Origin of the sequence: Tamlana sp. s12, assembly GCF_016767215.1 — a bacterium.
Lineage (GTDB): Bacteria > Bacteroidota > Bacteroidia > Flavobacteriales > Flavobacteriaceae > Pseudotamlana > Pseudotamlana agarivorans.
The window spans coordinates 411,871-429,035 of record NZ_CP068547.1 but is presented as its reverse complement, the minus strand read 5'-3'; the positions used below and the strand labels follow the sequence as shown (position 1 = coordinate 429,035).

Here is a 17,165-nt window from a genome sequence, read left to right as displayed (position 1 = left end):
AAGCCCATAGAGCAGCTTAATGACATGTTAGATAATAAAGCGAAATACAGTCAATTGATTAAAACCGAAGCCAAGCGCCTCGGTTTTTTGTCTTGTGGTATTAGTAAAGCCGAATTTTTGGAAGAGGAAGCGCCTCGTTTGGAAAAATGGCTAAAAAATAACATGAATGGTGAAATGCGTTATATGGAAAACCATTTTGATAAACGCCTAGACCCTACAAAACTCGTTGAGGGTTCTAAAAGTGTCGTCTCCTTATTGTTAAATTATTATCCTGAAGACATTCAAACGGAAAACAGCTATAAGCTTTCTAAATATGCTTATGGTACCGACTACCATTTTGTGATTAAAGATAAACTTAAAGAACTCTTACATTTTATTCAAGATGAAATAGGTGAAGTAGACGGTCGGGCATTTGTCGATTCGGCACCGGTTTTAGACAAAGCCTGGGCTGCAAAATCGGGATTGGGTTGGATTGGTAAACATAGTAATTTGTTAACTCAGCAAGTAGGCTCTTTTTATTTTATTGCTGAACTTATAATTGATTTGGATTTAGAATATGATTCACGAGTTACCGACCACTGTGGTACTTGTACGGCTTGCATTGATGCTTGCCCAACGGAAGCCATAACAGCACCCTATGTGGTTGATGGTAGTAAGTGTATTTCATATTTTACCATTGAGTTAAAAGAAAATATCCCTTCAGAGTTTCAAGGTAAATTTGACGATTGGATGTTTGGTTGCGATGTCTGCCAAGATGTTTGTCCGTGGAATCGCTTCTCAAAACCACATAACGAACCGCTTTTTAATCCGCACCCCGAATTATTATCCATGACTAAAAAGGATTGGGAGGAGATCACGACGGAGACTTTTCAAAAGGTTTTTAAAAAATCGGCTGTCAAACGCACCAAGTTCTCTGGACTTAATCGAAATGTAAATTTTTTAAAGGGCCAGTAATCTATAGTTGGTTAAGACGCGTTTATAATTATAATATTTGCAAACTAAATGGCACGTCACTTATGTAAATTTTACGACTTAAATAGATCAAATGTCATGTAATCCTAATATAGGATTCTTATATTTGTTAGTCACAAAAACAATTACTACATGAGCGAAGAAAGCAAACGCAGAGAAGCCCTTATATATCATGCCAAACCTACCCCCGGCAAAATAAAAGTTGTTCCAACTAAGAAATATGCAACACAGCGCGATTTATCATTAGCCTATTCACCTGGTGTGGCAGAGCCTTGCTTGGAAATTGAAAAAGACAAGGAAAACGCCTATAAGTATACCGCTAAAGGCAATTTGGTAGCCGTAATTTCTAACGGAACAGCCGTTTTAGGCTTAGGAAACATAGGTCCCGAAGCATCAAAACCAGTGATGGAAGGTAAAGGCTTGCTATTCAAGATTTTTGCTGATATTGACGTTTTTGATATTGAAGTAGATACCGAAAATGTTGAAGAGTTTATCGCAACTGTAAAAAATATAGCGCCAACCTTTGGAGGAATAAATCTAGAGGATATTAAAGCTCCTGGTGCATTCGAAATCGAAAGACGCTTAAAGGAAGAATTGGATATTCCTGTGATGCACGACGACCAACATGGTACGGCAATCATTTCCGCGGCAGCGCTTATCAATGCTTTAGAAATTGCGAATAAGAATATTGAAGAAGTAAAAATTGTGATTAGTGGTGCTGGAGCTGCAGCAATTTCATGCTCGCGTCTATACCAAGCTTTTGGAGCTAGACGTGAAAATATGGTGATGCTGGATAGTAAAGGTGTCATTCGTGATGATCGCGACAACCTCACTGCCGAGAAAGCCGAATTTGCAACCCACCGCAAAATAGATACTCTAGATGAAGCTATGATTGATGCCGATGTGTTTATTGGTTTATCTATGGCCAATATTGTATCGCCAGAAATGCTATTGGCAATGGCCGAAAATCCTATTGTTTTTGCCATGGCAAACCCAGATCCAGAGGTTAAATACGAGGTGGCTATTGCAACACGTAAAGATATTATTATGGCAACGGGTAGGAGCGACCATCCTAATCAAGTGAATAACGTTCTTGGTTTCCCGTTTATATTTAGAGGAGCATTAGATGTTAGAGCAACTAAAATCAATGAAGCCATGAAAATGGCTGCTGTAGAAGCTCTGGCGCGATTAGCTAAAGAACCAGTTCCAGAACAAGTAAACATTGCCTACGGGGAAACACGTTTAACTTTTGGTAAAGAGTATATCATTCCTAAACCTTTCGATCCACGTTTAATTGCCGAAGTGCCTCCAGCAGTAGCAAAGGCGGCTATGGAAAGTGGTGTTGCTAAAGAGCCTATTACCAATTGGGAAGATTACCAAGATGTTTTAAGAGAGCGCTTGGGGTCTGATAATAAATTTGTAAGATTGCTTTTAAACCGTGCTAAATTAAATCCTAAACGTGTGGTTTTTGCTGAAGCTGATCAATTAGCCGTTGTTAAAGCTGCTCAAATTGTTCATGAAGAAGGTGTGGCCATTCCTATTTTATTAGGAAGAAAGGATACCATTAAAAGCTTAATGAACGAAATTGAGTTTGACGTTGATGATGTGATCATCATTGATCCTAAAACTGATGAAGAAGACGAACGTAAAAATAAATATGCCAAAGTTTACTGGGAACAACGTAAACGTAAAGGTGTAACACTATATGCCGCACAACGTTTAATGCGAGAGCGTAATTATTTTGCAGCCATGATGGTTAGTGAAGGTGATGCCGATGCATTAATTTCAGGATATTCAAGAAGCTATCCTACCGTTGTAAAACCTATGTTAGAGGTTATTGGTATGGCTAAAGGGGTCAATAGAGTAGCAACTACAAACGTGATGATGACCAAACGTGGTCCTTTATTTTTAAGTGATACCTCTATTAATATTGATCCTAATGCCAGAGAACTTACTAAAATAGCACAAATGACCGCTCAGATTGTTAAAATGTTTGGAATGAAACCTGTTATGGCCATGACATCCTATTCTAACTTTGGGTCTTCATCAAATCCAATGGCTACAAAAGTGAGAGAAGCGGTATCGTATTTACATCGTCATGCACCAGATTTAATTGTTGATGGTGAATTACAAACCGATTTTGCACTTAATAACGAGATGCTTAAAGAGCGATTCCCGTTTTCGAAATTAGTAGGACAAAAGGTGAATACGCTTATTTTTCCAAATTTAGACTCAGCCAATATCACATATAAATTAATAAAGGAATTGAATGAGGCAGATTCTATAGGACCAATTATGATGGGTATGAGTAAACCTGTTCATATCCTACAATTAGGTGCTAGTGTAGACGAAATTGTGAATATGACCGCAATTGCTGTGATTGATGCACAGAAGAAAGAACAATTAGATTCATAAAAGGGGGTTTCATTATATTTCCAATGAAAATAATTTTATTACATTTGGTCAGATAACCAACTGACATAGATGATAACCCATATTCAAGGTAAACTCACCGATAAAAATCCAACCCACGTTGTTATAGATTGTAACGGCGTGGGCTATTTACTTAATATATCTTTACATACCTACTCTCAAATTCCCGAGGGAGAACACTTAAAATTATATACTCATCTTCAAGTTAAAGAAGATTCTCATACTTTATACGGCTTTTCAAGTCTTGCCGAACGTGAAATTTTTAGATTGCTAATTTCTGTAAGTGGCATTGGTTCTAGCATTGCACGTACCATGTTGTCGTCACTAACGCCTAAGCAAGTTCGTGAAGGGATAGCTACTGGTGATGTGGCTTTAATCCAATCCATTAAAGGAATTGGAGCCAAAACAGCACAACGTGTTATTATTGAGTTGAAAGATAAAATCATTAAGATTTATGATATTGATGAAGTTTCTGTTTCACAGGGCAATACCAATAAGGATGAAGCGTTATCAGCTTTAGAAGTTCTTGGTTTTGTTAAAAAACAAGCCGAACGTGTAGTAGATAAGATTATGATAGCCCAACCAGATGCTAATGTCGAAACCATCATTAAGCAGGCTTTAAAAAATTTATAATTCATTTTGAAAATAACTAACCTTCAATTTTATAAATCAATTAAACCGTGTTTTTTATTGCTTTTTGCCCTATGCTGTTTTACAGATGTATGGGGGCAAGGAACACCTCAAGATTCCATTCCGCCAGAACCTGGGTATCATGTTGGAAATATAAAAGAGCCAATGCCGTCAAGTGTAGTATCTAAATACACTTACGATCCTGTTTCTAACCGATATATTTATACCGAAAAAATTGGGGAGTATGATATTCGTTTTCCGGTAATCTTAACGCCAAAGGAGTATTATGAGTTAGTCGCGAGAGAAAATCTAAGAGCATATTATAAAGAAAAAATTGATGCTTTTGATGGTAAAAAAGAAGGCTCTGAAGAAGGTCGTAGAAACTTACTGCCTGAGTTTTATATCAACTCCGGACTTTTTGAAAGCATTTTTGGAGGAAATACTATAGAAATTATTCCTCAAGGTTCTGTTGAAATGGATCTGGGAATATTGTATTCAAAACAAGACAACCCATCATTTTCACCTAGAAATAGAAGTAACTTAACCTTTGATTTCGATCAGCGAATAAGTTTGAGTTTGACAGGTAAAGTAGGAGAACGTCTTCAAATAAACACGAATTACGATACACAATCTACATTCGATTTTCAGAATTTAATAAAATTAGAATACACACCAACTGAAGACGATATTATTCAGAAAATAGAAGTTGGTAATGTGAGCATGCCATTGAATAGTTCCTTGATTACTGGAGCACAAAGTTTATTCGGTGTTAAGGCGCAACTTCAATTTGGTAAAACCACCATTACAGGGATTTTTTCTGAACAAAAATCACAATCCAATACCGTTGTGGCTCAAGGTGGTGGAACCCTCGAAGAGTTTGATGTTTTTATTAGGGATTATGATGAAAACAGGCACTTTTTCTTAGCACAATATTTTAGAGAAACCTACGACGCTGCGTTATCTAACTATCCTTTTATAAATAACAAAGGTTTACAAATTAAACGTTTGGAAGTTTGGGTAACCAACCGAAGTAATCGTACTGAAAATGTACGAAACGTTGTGGCCTTGCAAGATTTAGGAGAATCAGATAGAATTGGTTTGCAAACACCTCCAAATGATTTCGTAAACGTTGGGCCTGGTGCCTTTCCAGATAATGGAAATAATGATTTTGACCCAACCAATATTGGTGGTCCTGGATCACAACTAACTCCTGCTGTAAGGGATATTGCTACTGTGCAATCTGGTATTTTAGTGCCAAATGTAAGTGAAGGGCCTGATTATGCTAAACTAGAAAATGCAAGAAAATTAATTGAGGGTCAAGAATATACTTTAAATACAGAATTAGGATATATTTCGTTAAACCAACGGTTAAGTAACGATGAAGTTTTAGCTGTAGCTTTTCAATATACTATTTCAGGGAAGGTGTATCAGGTTGGAGAATTTGCTAATGATGGGGTAGATGCTACCGATGTGGATACCGATAACAATGGAAACGTTACCAATGTGGTTAACTCGGCACTTTTGCTTAAAATGTTAAAAAGTAGTGTGACCAATGTAAATCAGCCAGTTTGGGATTTAATGATGAAAAACATCTACGACACGGGGGCTTATAATCTAAGTGTTGAGGATTTTAAACTGAATATCTTTTACAATGAATCGACGCCTTTAAACTTTATAAAACCTGTTGGTAGTGAATTTGCTAACGATATTAATGGAAATCCGATTGGAACTAATACCAATCAAGAAGACTTAATTCAAAATATACCTTTATTAAGGGTTTTCAACTTAGATAAATTAAATTATAATAACGATCCACAAAGTCGTGGTGATGGTTTTTTCGATTTTGTTCCAGGTATCACAGTCATTCCCGTAAATGGTAAAATTGTGTTTACAAGTGCCGAGCCTTTTGGAGAGTATTTATTTGATGTGCTTGGGGGTGGAAATTATGAGGATGATACTTCCTATAACGACGATCAAAAGAAATATGTATTTGATAAGCTTTATTCAGAAACTAAAACGAAGGCTTTAGATTACGTAGAAAAAAACAAGTTTAAATTACAAGGGCGTTATAAATCTACTGGTGGCGATGGTATTCCAATAGGCTCGTTTAATGTGCCTCGTGGTTCTGTACGTGTTACAGCAGGAGGTCGTGTTTTAGTTGAAGGCATCGATTATACCGTAAATTACCAATTGGGAAGGGTGCAAATTTTAGATGAAGCTTTAAAAGCTTCCAACACGCCCATTGAAGTTTCTACAGAGAATAATGCCGTTTTCGGACAACAAACAAGACGTTTTACAGGATTTAACGTCCAACATCAGTTTAACGATAATTTTGTTTTAGGTGGTACGTTTTTAAATCTTAATGAGCGTCCTATAACACAAAAAGCAAACTACGGCACGGAATCAATAAACAACTCTATTTTTGGTGTAAATGGAAATTACGCTACTAAAGTACCGTTCTTAACGCGTTTAGTTAATAAACTACCAAATATCGATACCGATGTAGAATCGAACGTTTCTCTTAGAGGGGAATTCGCTTATCTTTCTCCAGGTGCTCCAAAGGGTACCGATTTGAACGGAGAAGCGACCTCATATATAGACGACTTTGAAGGTTCTCAAAATAGTATTGATTTAAAATCGCAACTGTCATGGGTTTTGTCTAGTAGGCCCTTGGATTTAAATATTCCAAGTAATCCAAATCAAGATAATAATGGTATTCAAAATGGATATCAACGTGCCATGTTAAACTGGTATTCTATCGACCCTGTTTTTTACAGTAGTCAACGTCCAGATGGTATGACCGATGATGATATTTCAGGATTGTATACCAGTCGTGTATTTATTAACGAATTATTTCCAGATAGAGATTTAGTTCAGGGGCAGAATTCCGTATTATTTACTTTAGATTTAGCTTATTATCCTAACGAACGCGGGCCTTATAACTTCGATCCCAATGCCGCTAGTGGCGTGATAAATAATCCGCAGGACAGTTGGGCTGGAATTACGAGACAAATTACTTCAACCGATTTTGAACAACAAAATGTAGAGTATATCGATTTTTGGGTACAGGATCCCTTTCAAGATAATCCTAATAACCCTGGAGGTAAGCTGGTTTTTAACTTAGGAAATATTTCAGAAGATATTATTAAGGATGGGAAGAAGTTGTATGAAAATGGATTGCCAAAAGATGGTGATGTTACTTTCTTACAGCCAACCGACTGGGGAACGGTAACACCACAAAACCAATCTTTAGTATATGCTTTTGATAGTACAGGGGAGGAACGGATTAATCAGGATATAGGTTATGATGGTTATAGTGATGCTCAAGAAATTATGGAATTTGGAGCACAGTTTGGCGACGACCCTTCTAATGATAATTATGTATATTTTTTAAATACCGATGGTAATATTTTCGATAGATATAAAAAGTATAACGGGGTAGAAGGGAATACCCCTGACGGATTTTCTAACACAGACCGTGGTGCAAACACCCAACCCGATGTGGAAGATATTAATCGTGATAACACCATGAACACCATTGATAGTTATTACGAGTATGAGCTGGAATTAAACAGACAAAATTTACCAACAACCGAAGCTGACTTTGAGAACATTCCAGATAGTAATCCTTTAAAGCAGTTTTTAAGAGATTATAAGGAACGTCCACGTCAATTACCAAACGGTCAGTCTGTAAATGTAAGATGGTATCAGTTTAGAGTTCCTGTTGAAGGTACACATGCTAAATCTGTTGGAAATATTTCAGATTTAAGATCGGTACGTTTTTCAAGAATTTATTTAAAAGAGTTTACCGAGCCAACGGTTTTCCGTTTTGGGACACTCGATTTAGTGCGAAGCGATTGGCGACGTTATACCTTGCCTTTAGATGAAAATGACCCAGACCCTATCGATCCTAACACCGAATTTTCAGTTGGGGTTATAGGTACTCTAGAGAACGAAGGGCGTTATGAAAGTCCACCAGGTATTGTTCCAGAACAATTGTATAATAACAACACCGTTATTCGTCAAAATGAACAATCTTTAGTGGTTGAAGTTTGTGGTCTGGAAGCCGAAGATTCAAGAGGTGTATACAAAAATATCGATTTAGATATGCGTCAATACAAACGCATTCGCATGTTCTTTCATGCCGAAGATCAAGATGCTTCTGTTGGAACCTTAGATGATAAAGACTTAGTAGGATTCATTCGTATGGGTAATGACCTTACAGAGAATTACTATCAAATTGAAATTCCATTACAAGTCAAAGGGTCCGAGTTATGGCCAGACGTGAATGAAATAAACTTGCCTATTGAAGTATTAGGAGATATTAAAGCCGAAAGCATCTCTAGCGGCAATGCCGATTTAACATATTATGATGTCATTGGCGATGATGTATTACCTGTAAGCGATCCATTTACGGGCTATGTTTTAGGGCAGAATCGTGTGGCAATTAAAGGAAATCCTAACTTTGGTGATATTCGAACACTAATGGTAGGGGTTAAGAATGCTAGTGGCACTGATGTATGTGGAGAAATTTGGTTTAACGAATTGCGCATGTCAGACCTTGACAATCATGGCGGTTGGGCGGCTGTGGTAAGCATGGATTCTAACATTGCAGATTTTGCAAATATAAGCGCGACAGGGCGTCAAAGCACTTCTGGTTTTGGGTCGTTAGAACAAGGGCCAAGCCAACGGAGTCTTGAAGATCTTCAGCAATATGATGTGGTTACCAATGTGAATGTGGGGCAGCTATTACCTAAAAAATGGGGCGTACAATTGCCTTTTAATTATGGTCGAGGTGAAGCTCTTATTACACCTAAATATGATCAGTTATATAAAGATTTAACGTTAGAATCACGTTTGGATGCTGCTAATGATGCTGCCGAAAGAGAACGTATTAAAGAACAGTCGGAAGATTACACCATGCGTCACAGTATTAACTTTATAGGCGTCAGAAAGGTGCGTACTACCGATGCGAAACCTCGTTTTTACGATGTTGAAAATTTTACGCTTAATTATTCTTATAATAAAATTGAACATCGAGATTTTGAAATTGAGAACTCTGTTAATAAAACTTTACGATTAGGGGCTAATTATGCCCATAATTTTGAGCCTCTGGTTATCGAGCCTTTTCAAAAGAACGATTCTTTGTTTACAGGTAAGTATTGGAAAATTTTAAAGGATTTTAACTTAAACCTGTTGCCAGCAAGTTTTACGGTTAACTCCGATTTAAATCGACAATATAACCGACAAAAATTTAGAGAAGTAGATCTTACGGGTGACAATATCGGCATTGAAGAATTGTATCGAAGAAACTATATGTTCGACTTCCAATACACTATAAATTATAATTTAACCAAATCCTTACAGTTAAATTATACGGCCACTAATAGTAATATTGTACGAAACTATTTTAAGAATGACGATTTTGAAGCTGGTGAACAGGATGAAACCCTAGATATATGGAATGGCATGCTAGATTTTGGAGACCCTAACCGACAGATGCAGAATTTAGGGCTTACCTATAAAGTGCCCATCAATAAAATTCCAACCTTTAGCTTTTTAGATCTTACCTACCAATACACAGGTAGCTTCCAATGGCAAAAAAGTTCCGATTTGTATCAAGAAGTGACTCTGGAGTCTACTGGTGCGGTTTACGACTTAGGAAATACCATTCAGAATTCTAACGTTCATACCATCAACTCGTCTATGGATATGAATCGATTATATAAATATATTGGTTTAACCAAAAGGCCTGTTAGTCGCGCAAGGTCACGAGGTGTGCCAGGTCGACCAGCTGCTACTCCCGAAGGCATGGAACAAAAACCGGAGCCTAAAACAAAGGGGCAAGCCGGAACAAAAGCATTAAATGCCGCTATCGATATTTTAACAAGCGTTAAAAGAATTCAAATTAATTATTCTGAAAATAACGGAACCTTTTTACCTGGTTTTGTTCACACGCCTGGTTTCCTAGGGACTACAAAGCCAACGTTAGGATTTGTTTTGGGAGGACAAAGTGATGTACGTTACAGGGCAGCTAGAAATGGATGGTTAACACTGTTTCCAGAATTTAATCAGCAGTATACCACCACTGAAACCAAGCAGTTAGATATTTCGGCGTCAGTACAACCAGTAAGAGATTTAAAAATTGATATTCTGGGTAACCGATCATACTATGAAAATTACTCCGAAAATTATAGAATAGAAAACGATGAGTATCTTTCCTTAACACCAAATACCTTTGGAAACTATAATATTTCAACACTATTAATAAAAACAGCCTTTCAAGCTAGCGATGAAACGACTTCAGAAGCTTTTACAGAATTTAGATCGAATAGAATAAAAATAGCCGATCGTTTGGCAGAGGAGTTTTACGGTACTACCAATTATGCTAGAGATGCTGAGGGTTATCCTTTAGGATTTGGTAAGAACAATCAACAGGTATTATTGCCATCATTTTTAGCAGCCTACCAAGGAAAAGATGCCGAAAACATAACTACAGAAACTTTTAGAAACGTGCCAATCCCGAACTGGGATTTGAAATATACCGGGTTCATGAAGTTTGGGTGGTTTAAAAAGAACTTTAAACGATTCTCGTTAACACATGGTTACCGTTCCACGTATACCATCAATCAGTTTTCAACGAATTTAAACTTGAATTTAGATCCGAAGGACAATGAAAAACCAATACCTGGTACACCTTACGTGAATCAACCAGCCGAGGCTTTAGATCAATCAGGGAATTTTAAAAACGAAACACTGTATAGTAATATCAATTTAACCGAAATGTTTAGTCCGCTTATGCGCATTGACATGGAAATGAAAAACTCGGTTAAAATATTAGCCGAAATTAAAAAAGACCGATTGCTGTCCCTGAGTTTTGATAATAATTTAATGACCGAAGTTCATGGTAATGAATACATATTAGGATTGGGATATCGTATTAAAGATTTACGAATCCGATCTAAATTAGCGGGGCCTCAGAAGCGTATTATTAGTGATTTAAATATGAAAGCCGATGTTTCGGTAAGAGATAATAAAACGATTGTTAGGTATTTGGATTTAGATAATAATCAAATTACTTCAGGGCAAACCATTTGGGGTGTAAAGTATACAGCCGACTATGCCTTTAGTAAAAACCTAACGGGAATCTTTTATTTCGATTATACGTTTTCAGATTATGCTATTTCTACCGCATTTCCACAAACAACTGTAAGGTCAGGATTAACTATTCGTTATAATTTTGGGAATTAACAGAAAAGCAGTTTGAATTTAACATTTGAATAAATACATTTGTTGCAAATTATTAACTTAAAATATTAGACATGAATATTCCTTCAGAATTAAAGTACACTAAAGATCACGAATGGGTTAGATTAGAAGGCGATATCGCTACGATAGGCGTTACAGATTTTGCACAAAGTGAATTAGGAGATATCGTTTATGTGGAGGTTGAAACTCTAGATGAAACATTAGATGCCGATGAAGTTTTCGGAACAGTTGAAGCTGTTAAAACCGTGTCTGATTTATTTTTGCCTCTAGCTGGTGAAATTATTGAGTTTAACGATGCGTTAGAAGATGAACCTGAAAAGGTAAATTCAGATCCTTACGGTGATGGATGGATGATTAAAGTGAAATGCTCTGATTTATCTCAAGCTGATGGTTTGCTTTCATCTGAAGAATATAAAAGCCTTATAGGTGCTTAATAAAATTGTACCTATCGCTGCAGTAAGCTATACTGTTTTATTAGCAACGGTTTGTCTTATCACGCTTAAGAATGTTCCAGATATTGGGGTTTCTTTTGGTGATAAGATTTTTCATTTTCTGGCCTATGGTCTCTTAACTATTTTATGGTTTGGAACCTTTTTACTTAATTTTAAGATGGCCAATAAACCCGCTGTATATTACGCACTAATTTTAGCCGTAGTTTTTGGTATAATTATTGAGGTTTTACAAGGTACATTGACGGTTTCTAGGTCGTTAGATGTTTATGATATGGTGGCAAATACCCTTGGCGCCCTCTTAGCATCTTTAATCCTATTAGTTAAAAACAAAGTCCTGCGTTAAAAACTTTTGAAACGCTTGTTATTTTGGTAAATAAATAGTTATTTTAGCAATCTTGATAAACGAATTAAATTATGGAAGTTAAAAAAAATCCCAAAGCAAATGTAGGACGTAACAGTTCATTATATTTTGCTGTTGGCCTAGCACTAATGCTATTTCTTACAAATTATGCAATAAACTATAAAACTTACGATAAGGAAGATATAGATATTGGAATGGTGAATATGGATGAGGAATTAGAAGAAGATATTCCATTAACAGAACAAATTCAAACACCACCACCGCCACCACCGCCACCTGCAGCTCCAGAAGTTATCGAGATCGTTGAAGATGAGGTAGAGGTTGAAGAAACTGTAATCGAATCTACTGAAGTTGATCAAGAAACTGAAATTGTAGAGGTTGAAGAAGTAGAAGTAGAAGAGGTAGAGGAAGATGTAGATGTACCGTTTTCAGTAATTGAAAATGTGCCAATTTTCCCTGGTTGTGAAAAAGGAAGCAACAACGAGAAAAGAGATTGTATGTCTAAAAAGATTTCTCAGTTTGTAAATAAAAAGTTTAATACAGAGTTAGCTAGTGAGTTAGGTTTATCGGGAAGACAGCGTATTAACGTGATCTTTAAAATTGATAAAACAGGATCTATTACAGGAGTAAGAGCAAGAGCACCACACCCTGGTTTAGAAAAGGAAGCTGCTCGTGTAATTAACTTATTACCTAAAATGCAACCTGGAAAACAACGTGGTAAGCCGGTAAATGTACCTTATTCTTTACCAATTATCTTCCAAGTTCAAGATTAAGGTTTTCATATACAAGGTTACTCAATGTAATCTAGATAATAAATCAAAATCCCGTTACAATCCTTTTGTAACGGGATTTCTTTTTTTGGTATGCTTCTTGTGTCTTTAAGAAATTATTAACATTTAATTTGGTAATATTATGAAGATTCAAAGTAAAAACCGGGATTTTGTACGTCAAGATGGTAAAACCATGAGAAAGTCACAAAAGCATGATGTGAATTTACAGAAAAACACCACCATCTATTTCCAAGTAGGTATCATCTTATGCTTGTTGGTTGCTTTTGGTTTATTGGAATTAAATTTTGAAACCACCATTCCAAAAGTTGATGACGATTTACCTCCAATTGAGGAATTAGCTTGGGTAGACGTGCCGCTTATTAAAACAAAAGTTCCAGAAACCGTTGAGCCCATCAAAAAAAGGGCCCCAAAGGAACCTTTGTCTTTTGAAGTTATAAAAAATGATGAGCCGGAAGATCTTTTATTTGAGGATGTCGAAAGGGTAGTGCCAATTCAGCCTGTTACCCTCGAAACGCTAGCACCGTTAGTTGAAAAACCTACCGATGAGGAACCTGTTACTTTTAGAGCTATTCAAGAAGCTCCAATTTATCCTGGCTGTGAAAAAGTCAATGGAAATGAAGCTAGAAAAAAATGTATGTCCGATAAAATAACCCAATTGGTTCAAAAGAAGTTTCAAGGTAGCGATATAGCATCCAATTATGGTTTAACAGGACGTCAGCGTATCCAAGTGCAGTTTACTATTGATAAAACAGGGCATGTTACTAATGTTAAAACACGTGCTCCTAATCAGGAGTTAGAGCAGGAAGCCAAACGTGTTATTAACTATATTCCAGAAATGACACCAGGTAGACAGTATGACAAGCACGTTGGTGTGGTATATACTTTGCCTATCGTTTTTCAAGTACAATAATGACTTAAAAAGTATACTGTCCGAAAAGCGAAGTAGTATGTGTTAAATGAAGCTTGTCGAAATACTCTAATATTTATTATGGACATGTGTTTCGGCAAGTTCTATCCTTCAAGCGGCTCATTTAATAAATGGCAAAGTGACTTCTTTTTTTCAATCTACAGTATCAATATAGAGTACTTTAAATTAAGAATATAAAAAATATAGTATCTTTCCGCTCTAAAACCATTCTATCCAAACAAACATGAAGCAATTCATTGTACTTATCCTACTTATTATACAGGTTAAAGGGCATGCACAACGCTCTATTTTAAAAGAAAAACCACCTGTTTTTCCAGAGTGTACATCGGTATCTATAGATTCGCTTCAACAGTGTTTTGATCAATCCGTTTTTAATCATATTTATAATGAGTTTCAGGTGCCAGAGCGGGTTTATAAAGAAAATTATAAAGGTGAAGTAGTCGTACTTTTTGAGGTGGATACCACTGGAACTTTTCGAGTGATTTATATCGATGCGATGTATGATGAGCTTAAAAAGGAAGCCATTCGTGTTTTTTCTACTTTTCCTACTATTACACCAGCTACCTATAATTCTCGAAATACTTTTAAGCAGTATTCCTTTCCTATTAAAATTCCATTAGTTAATCAAAAAGTGTCTTCTCAAGACTTAGCTAAAGCAAATAAATTAACAGTATTAGAGCAGCAGGCGAAGCGTGAATTCGATAGTGTAACAGCCCAAACGCGTGCCTTCAATAAACCAAATTATAAAAGTCAGTTAAACATTCCATTTGTACATAGTGACTATGCAAAGTTCGATAAAGAGATGAATCTCGTAGGGACGAACAGCCATACCAGTGCCAAACCATTTATCTACTCAGAAGTTTCAAAATATTACGATTTCAATGCCGAAAATGAAAAACTACTTCAAGATAGAAAGACCTGGGTAGGGCGTAAACTTTGGAACGAGAACTTTGTTCAGTTACAAACCGATAATTATTGGTTTACAGTCGATCCTGTTTTTGATATTCAAATGGGTAAAGATCAGGATGCCGACTTTAGTTATACTTATAACAATACCAGAGGTATTGTAATTCAAGGTGGTTTTGGCGATAAATTTAGTTTTTTCACCTCGTTTTTAGAAAGTCAAGGTCGTTTTTCCGATTATTTTAATCGCTATGCAGAAACCCTGAAAGCTGCAGGGCCAGACCCAGCCCTCATACCTGGTCGAGGCATTGCTAAGCGCTACAGAACAGATGCATACGATTATCCGGTTGCCGAGGCTTATTTATCTTATACACCTTCAAAATATTTTAATTTTCAATTCGGACATGGGAAATCCTTTATAGGAGATGGTTATAGATCTTTAGTTCTAAGTGATGTTTCAACGCCGTACCCCTTCTTCAAAATTAACACCACTTTTTGGAAAATGAAGTATACCAATACTTGGATGTGGCTTATGGATGTTCGCGATGAAGTTCTTGAAGATAAAGCCTACAAAAGAAAATATATTGGTAATCATTTTTTAAGTTGGAATGTAACGAAACGTTTAAATCTGGGTTTCTTTGAATCGGTAGTGTGGGATGATTCCAATGATAGAGGTTTCGATGTGAATTACTTGAATCCGATTATTTTTTATAGAGCTATAGAATTTGAAACGGGTCAAGGAGCAGGTAATGCCCTTTTGGGAGCTACGGCTAAATATAAGTGGAATGATAAGATGTACTTATATGGACAGCTAATTTTAGATGAATTTTCACTTGCAGACATGACAGGAGGTGAAAAAAGTTATAAGAATAAATACGGATACCAATTGGGTATAAAATATTTTGATGCCTTTAAAGTTGATAATTTATTGCTCCAATTTGAGTATAATCGCGTAAGACCGTATACATACTCCCATAATACTATTGTGCTTAATTATGCCAATAGTAACCAGTCTATGGCGCATTTATGGAATTCCAATTTTAGTGAAGCTATTGTTATTGGACGTTATCATTATAAAAGATGGTTTGCTAATGCTAAACTTATTTTTGGAGTTCGTGGTTTCGACTTTGATGATGATGTTGATAATTACAGTTATGGTGGGGATATCTACAGAGACTATTATGATCGTCCTTATGATACTGGTGTTGAAGTTGGCCAGGGTATTAGAACCAATATCTTTAATGGTAATTTACAAGCAGGATATTTGTTAAATGTAGCTTCTAACATGAAGATTTTTGGAGATGTGACCTTTAGAGATTTCGATCCAGATGCTACAACATCTACGACATATAAAAATAATACTGTGTGGTTTACTGTTGGTGTGCGTACCGATTTATTTAACTGGTATTTCGATTTTTAAGTTAATTTGCCTTTTTTCAGCCTCGTTATTTTAACTTTATTCGGCTTGCTAAAATGCTTTTATAGAGTATCTTTGCACTCGCATTAAAAAAACCGTCAAGGAAAATTATATTGAGTCGTTCAAAATCAGCCATACAAGAACCTACTGTTATTTCAGATTTTAAAGAGATCACCAAGATGCGCTTGTCTTTAAGCGTCGTGTTTTCATCGCTTGCAGGCTATTTGTTAGGTGTCGATGTTATTGATCTTAAAGTGCTCGTGTTATTAGCCTTTGGAGGGTACTTCATGGTTGGTGCTTCCAATGCTTTCAATCAGATTATAGAAAAAGATTTAGATGCCTTAATGGACCGTACAAAAAACAGACCAATTCCAGCTGGACGTATGTCTGTTAATACCGCTTTTGTTATTGCTTCTATTTTTACAGTACTCGGCATCATTATTCTGTATACCATTAACAAGCAAACGGCTATGTTTGGTGCGATTTCTATTTTTCTTTACACCTGTGTTTATACGCCGTTAAAAACCAAAACACCTATTTCGGTATTTGTAGGAGCCATTCCTGGAGCCATTCCTTTTATGTTAGGCTGGGTTGCTGCAACCGATAATTTTGGTATTGAGCCAGGAACTTTATTCGCTTTACAGTTTTTTTGGCAATTCCCACATTTCTGGGCTATAGGTTGGTTTTTATTTGAAGATTATAAAAAAGGGGGCTTCTTTATGTTGCCCACCGGAAAACAAGATCGCGGAACTGCAGTGCAGGTTATCATGTATACCATTTGGACCATCATTGTGTCTATTATTCCTGTTTTTGGTTTTACAGGCGAATTAAAACTTTCGATTGTAGCAGCGGTTATTGTATTTCTGTGCGGACTATTCATGCTGCATTATGCGGTACGATTGTTTAGAGAAATGACCGAGAAAGCTGCAAGACAATTAATGTTAGTGAGTGTGTCTTACATAACACTTATTCAAATTGTTTACGTTATAGATAAATTTATACGATAATC

The 17,165-nt window shown here is 36.3% G+C and carries 10 protein-coding genes; all 10 read left to right on the top strand.

Going from position 1 to position 17,165, the window contains the following annotated elements; genetic code table 11:
* Positions 1–24: 24 nt before the first annotated feature.
* The 10 genes from queG (at position 25) to cyoE (ending at position 17,163) form a co-directional block, all read left to right on the top strand.
* A complete protein-coding gene (gene queG, locus JJL45_RS01830; protein ID WP_068601086.1) occupies positions 25–954 on the top strand; it encodes a tRNA epoxyqueuosine(34) reductase QueG in 930 nt (309 codons plus the stop codon).
* A 150-nt stretch (positions 955–1,104) separates the two neighbouring features.
* Positions 1,105–3,387 (top strand): NADP-dependent malic enzyme, encoded by a 2,283-nt coding sequence (locus JJL45_RS01825; RefSeq protein WP_068601088.1) that lies wholly within the window; start codon positions 1,105–1,107, stop codon positions 3,385–3,387.
* 69 nt (positions 3,388–3,456) lie between these two features.
* Complete coding sequence (gene ruvA / locus JJL45_RS01820) at positions 3,457–4,038, top strand: Holliday junction branch migration protein RuvA (RefSeq protein WP_067145058.1); 582 nt, start codon at positions 3,457–3,459, stop codon at positions 4,036–4,038.
* Positions 4,039–4,044: 6 nt separating this feature from the next.
* A complete protein-coding gene (gene sprA / locus JJL45_RS01815) occupies positions 4,045–11,286 on the top strand; it encodes a cell surface protein SprA (protein WP_202664216.1) in 7,242 nt (2,413 codons plus the stop codon).
* Positions 11,287–11,357: 71 nt separating this feature from the next.
* Positions 11,358–11,738 (top strand): glycine cleavage system protein GcvH, encoded by a 381-nt coding sequence (gene gcvH, locus JJL45_RS01810; RefSeq protein WP_067145056.1) that lies wholly within the window; start codon positions 11,358–11,360, stop codon positions 11,736–11,738.
* Positions 11,731–12,099 (top strand): VanZ family protein, encoded by a 369-nt coding sequence (locus JJL45_RS01805; protein WP_082935826.1) that lies wholly within the window; start codon positions 11,731–11,733, stop codon positions 12,097–12,099. The genes gcvH and JJL45_RS01805 overlap by 8 nt, the downstream gene beginning before the upstream one ends.
* Positions 12,100–12,170: 71 nt before the next feature.
* Entirely contained in the window at positions 12,171–12,890 is a 720-nt protein-coding gene (locus JJL45_RS01800) for an energy transducer TonB (RefSeq protein ID WP_067145055.1), read from the top strand.
* A gap of 139 nt (positions 12,891–13,029) precedes the next feature.
* The gene (locus JJL45_RS01795) at positions 13,030–13,818 is read left to right on the top strand and encodes an energy transducer TonB (protein ID WP_082935827.1); all 789 of its coding nucleotides are present in this window, start codon (positions 13,030–13,032) and stop codon (positions 13,816–13,818) included.
* Positions 13,819–14,059: 241 nt separating this feature from the next.
* Positions 14,060–16,159, top strand: coding sequence for a gliding motility protein RemB (locus JJL45_RS01790; RefSeq protein WP_068601092.1), 2,100 nt, complete (start codon positions 14,060–14,062; stop codon positions 16,157–16,159).
* 110 nt (positions 16,160–16,269) lie between these two features.
* Entirely contained in the window at positions 16,270–17,163 is an 894-nt protein-coding gene (cyoE, locus tag JJL45_RS01785) for a heme o synthase (RefSeq protein ID WP_068601094.1), read from the top strand.
* The last annotated feature ends 2 nt before the right edge of the window (positions 17,164–17,165 follow it).

Coding starts and splice junctions, on each gene's coding strand:
- JJL45_RS01795 (WP_082935827.1), top strand. CDS start 13,030: ATGAAGATTCAAAGTAAAAACCGGGATTTTGTACGTCAAGATGGTAAA.
- ruvA (WP_067145058.1), top strand. CDS start 3,457: ATGATAACCCATATTCAAGGTAAACTCACCGATAAAAATCCAACCCAC.
- gcvH (WP_067145056.1), top strand. CDS start 11,358: ATGAATATTCCTTCAGAATTAAAGTACACTAAAGATCACGAATGGGTT.
- JJL45_RS01825 (WP_068601088.1), top strand. CDS start 1,105: ATGAGCGAAGAAAGCAAACGCAGAGAAGCCCTTATATATCATGCCAAA.
- JJL45_RS01800 (WP_067145055.1), top strand. CDS start 12,171: ATGGAAGTTAAAAAAAATCCCAAAGCAAATGTAGGACGTAACAGTTCA.
- queG (WP_068601086.1), top strand. CDS start 25: ATGTTAGATAATAAAGCGAAATACAGTCAATTGATTAAAACCGAAGCC.
- JJL45_RS01790 (WP_068601092.1), top strand. CDS start 14,060: ATGAAGCAATTCATTGTACTTATCCTACTTATTATACAGGTTAAAGGG.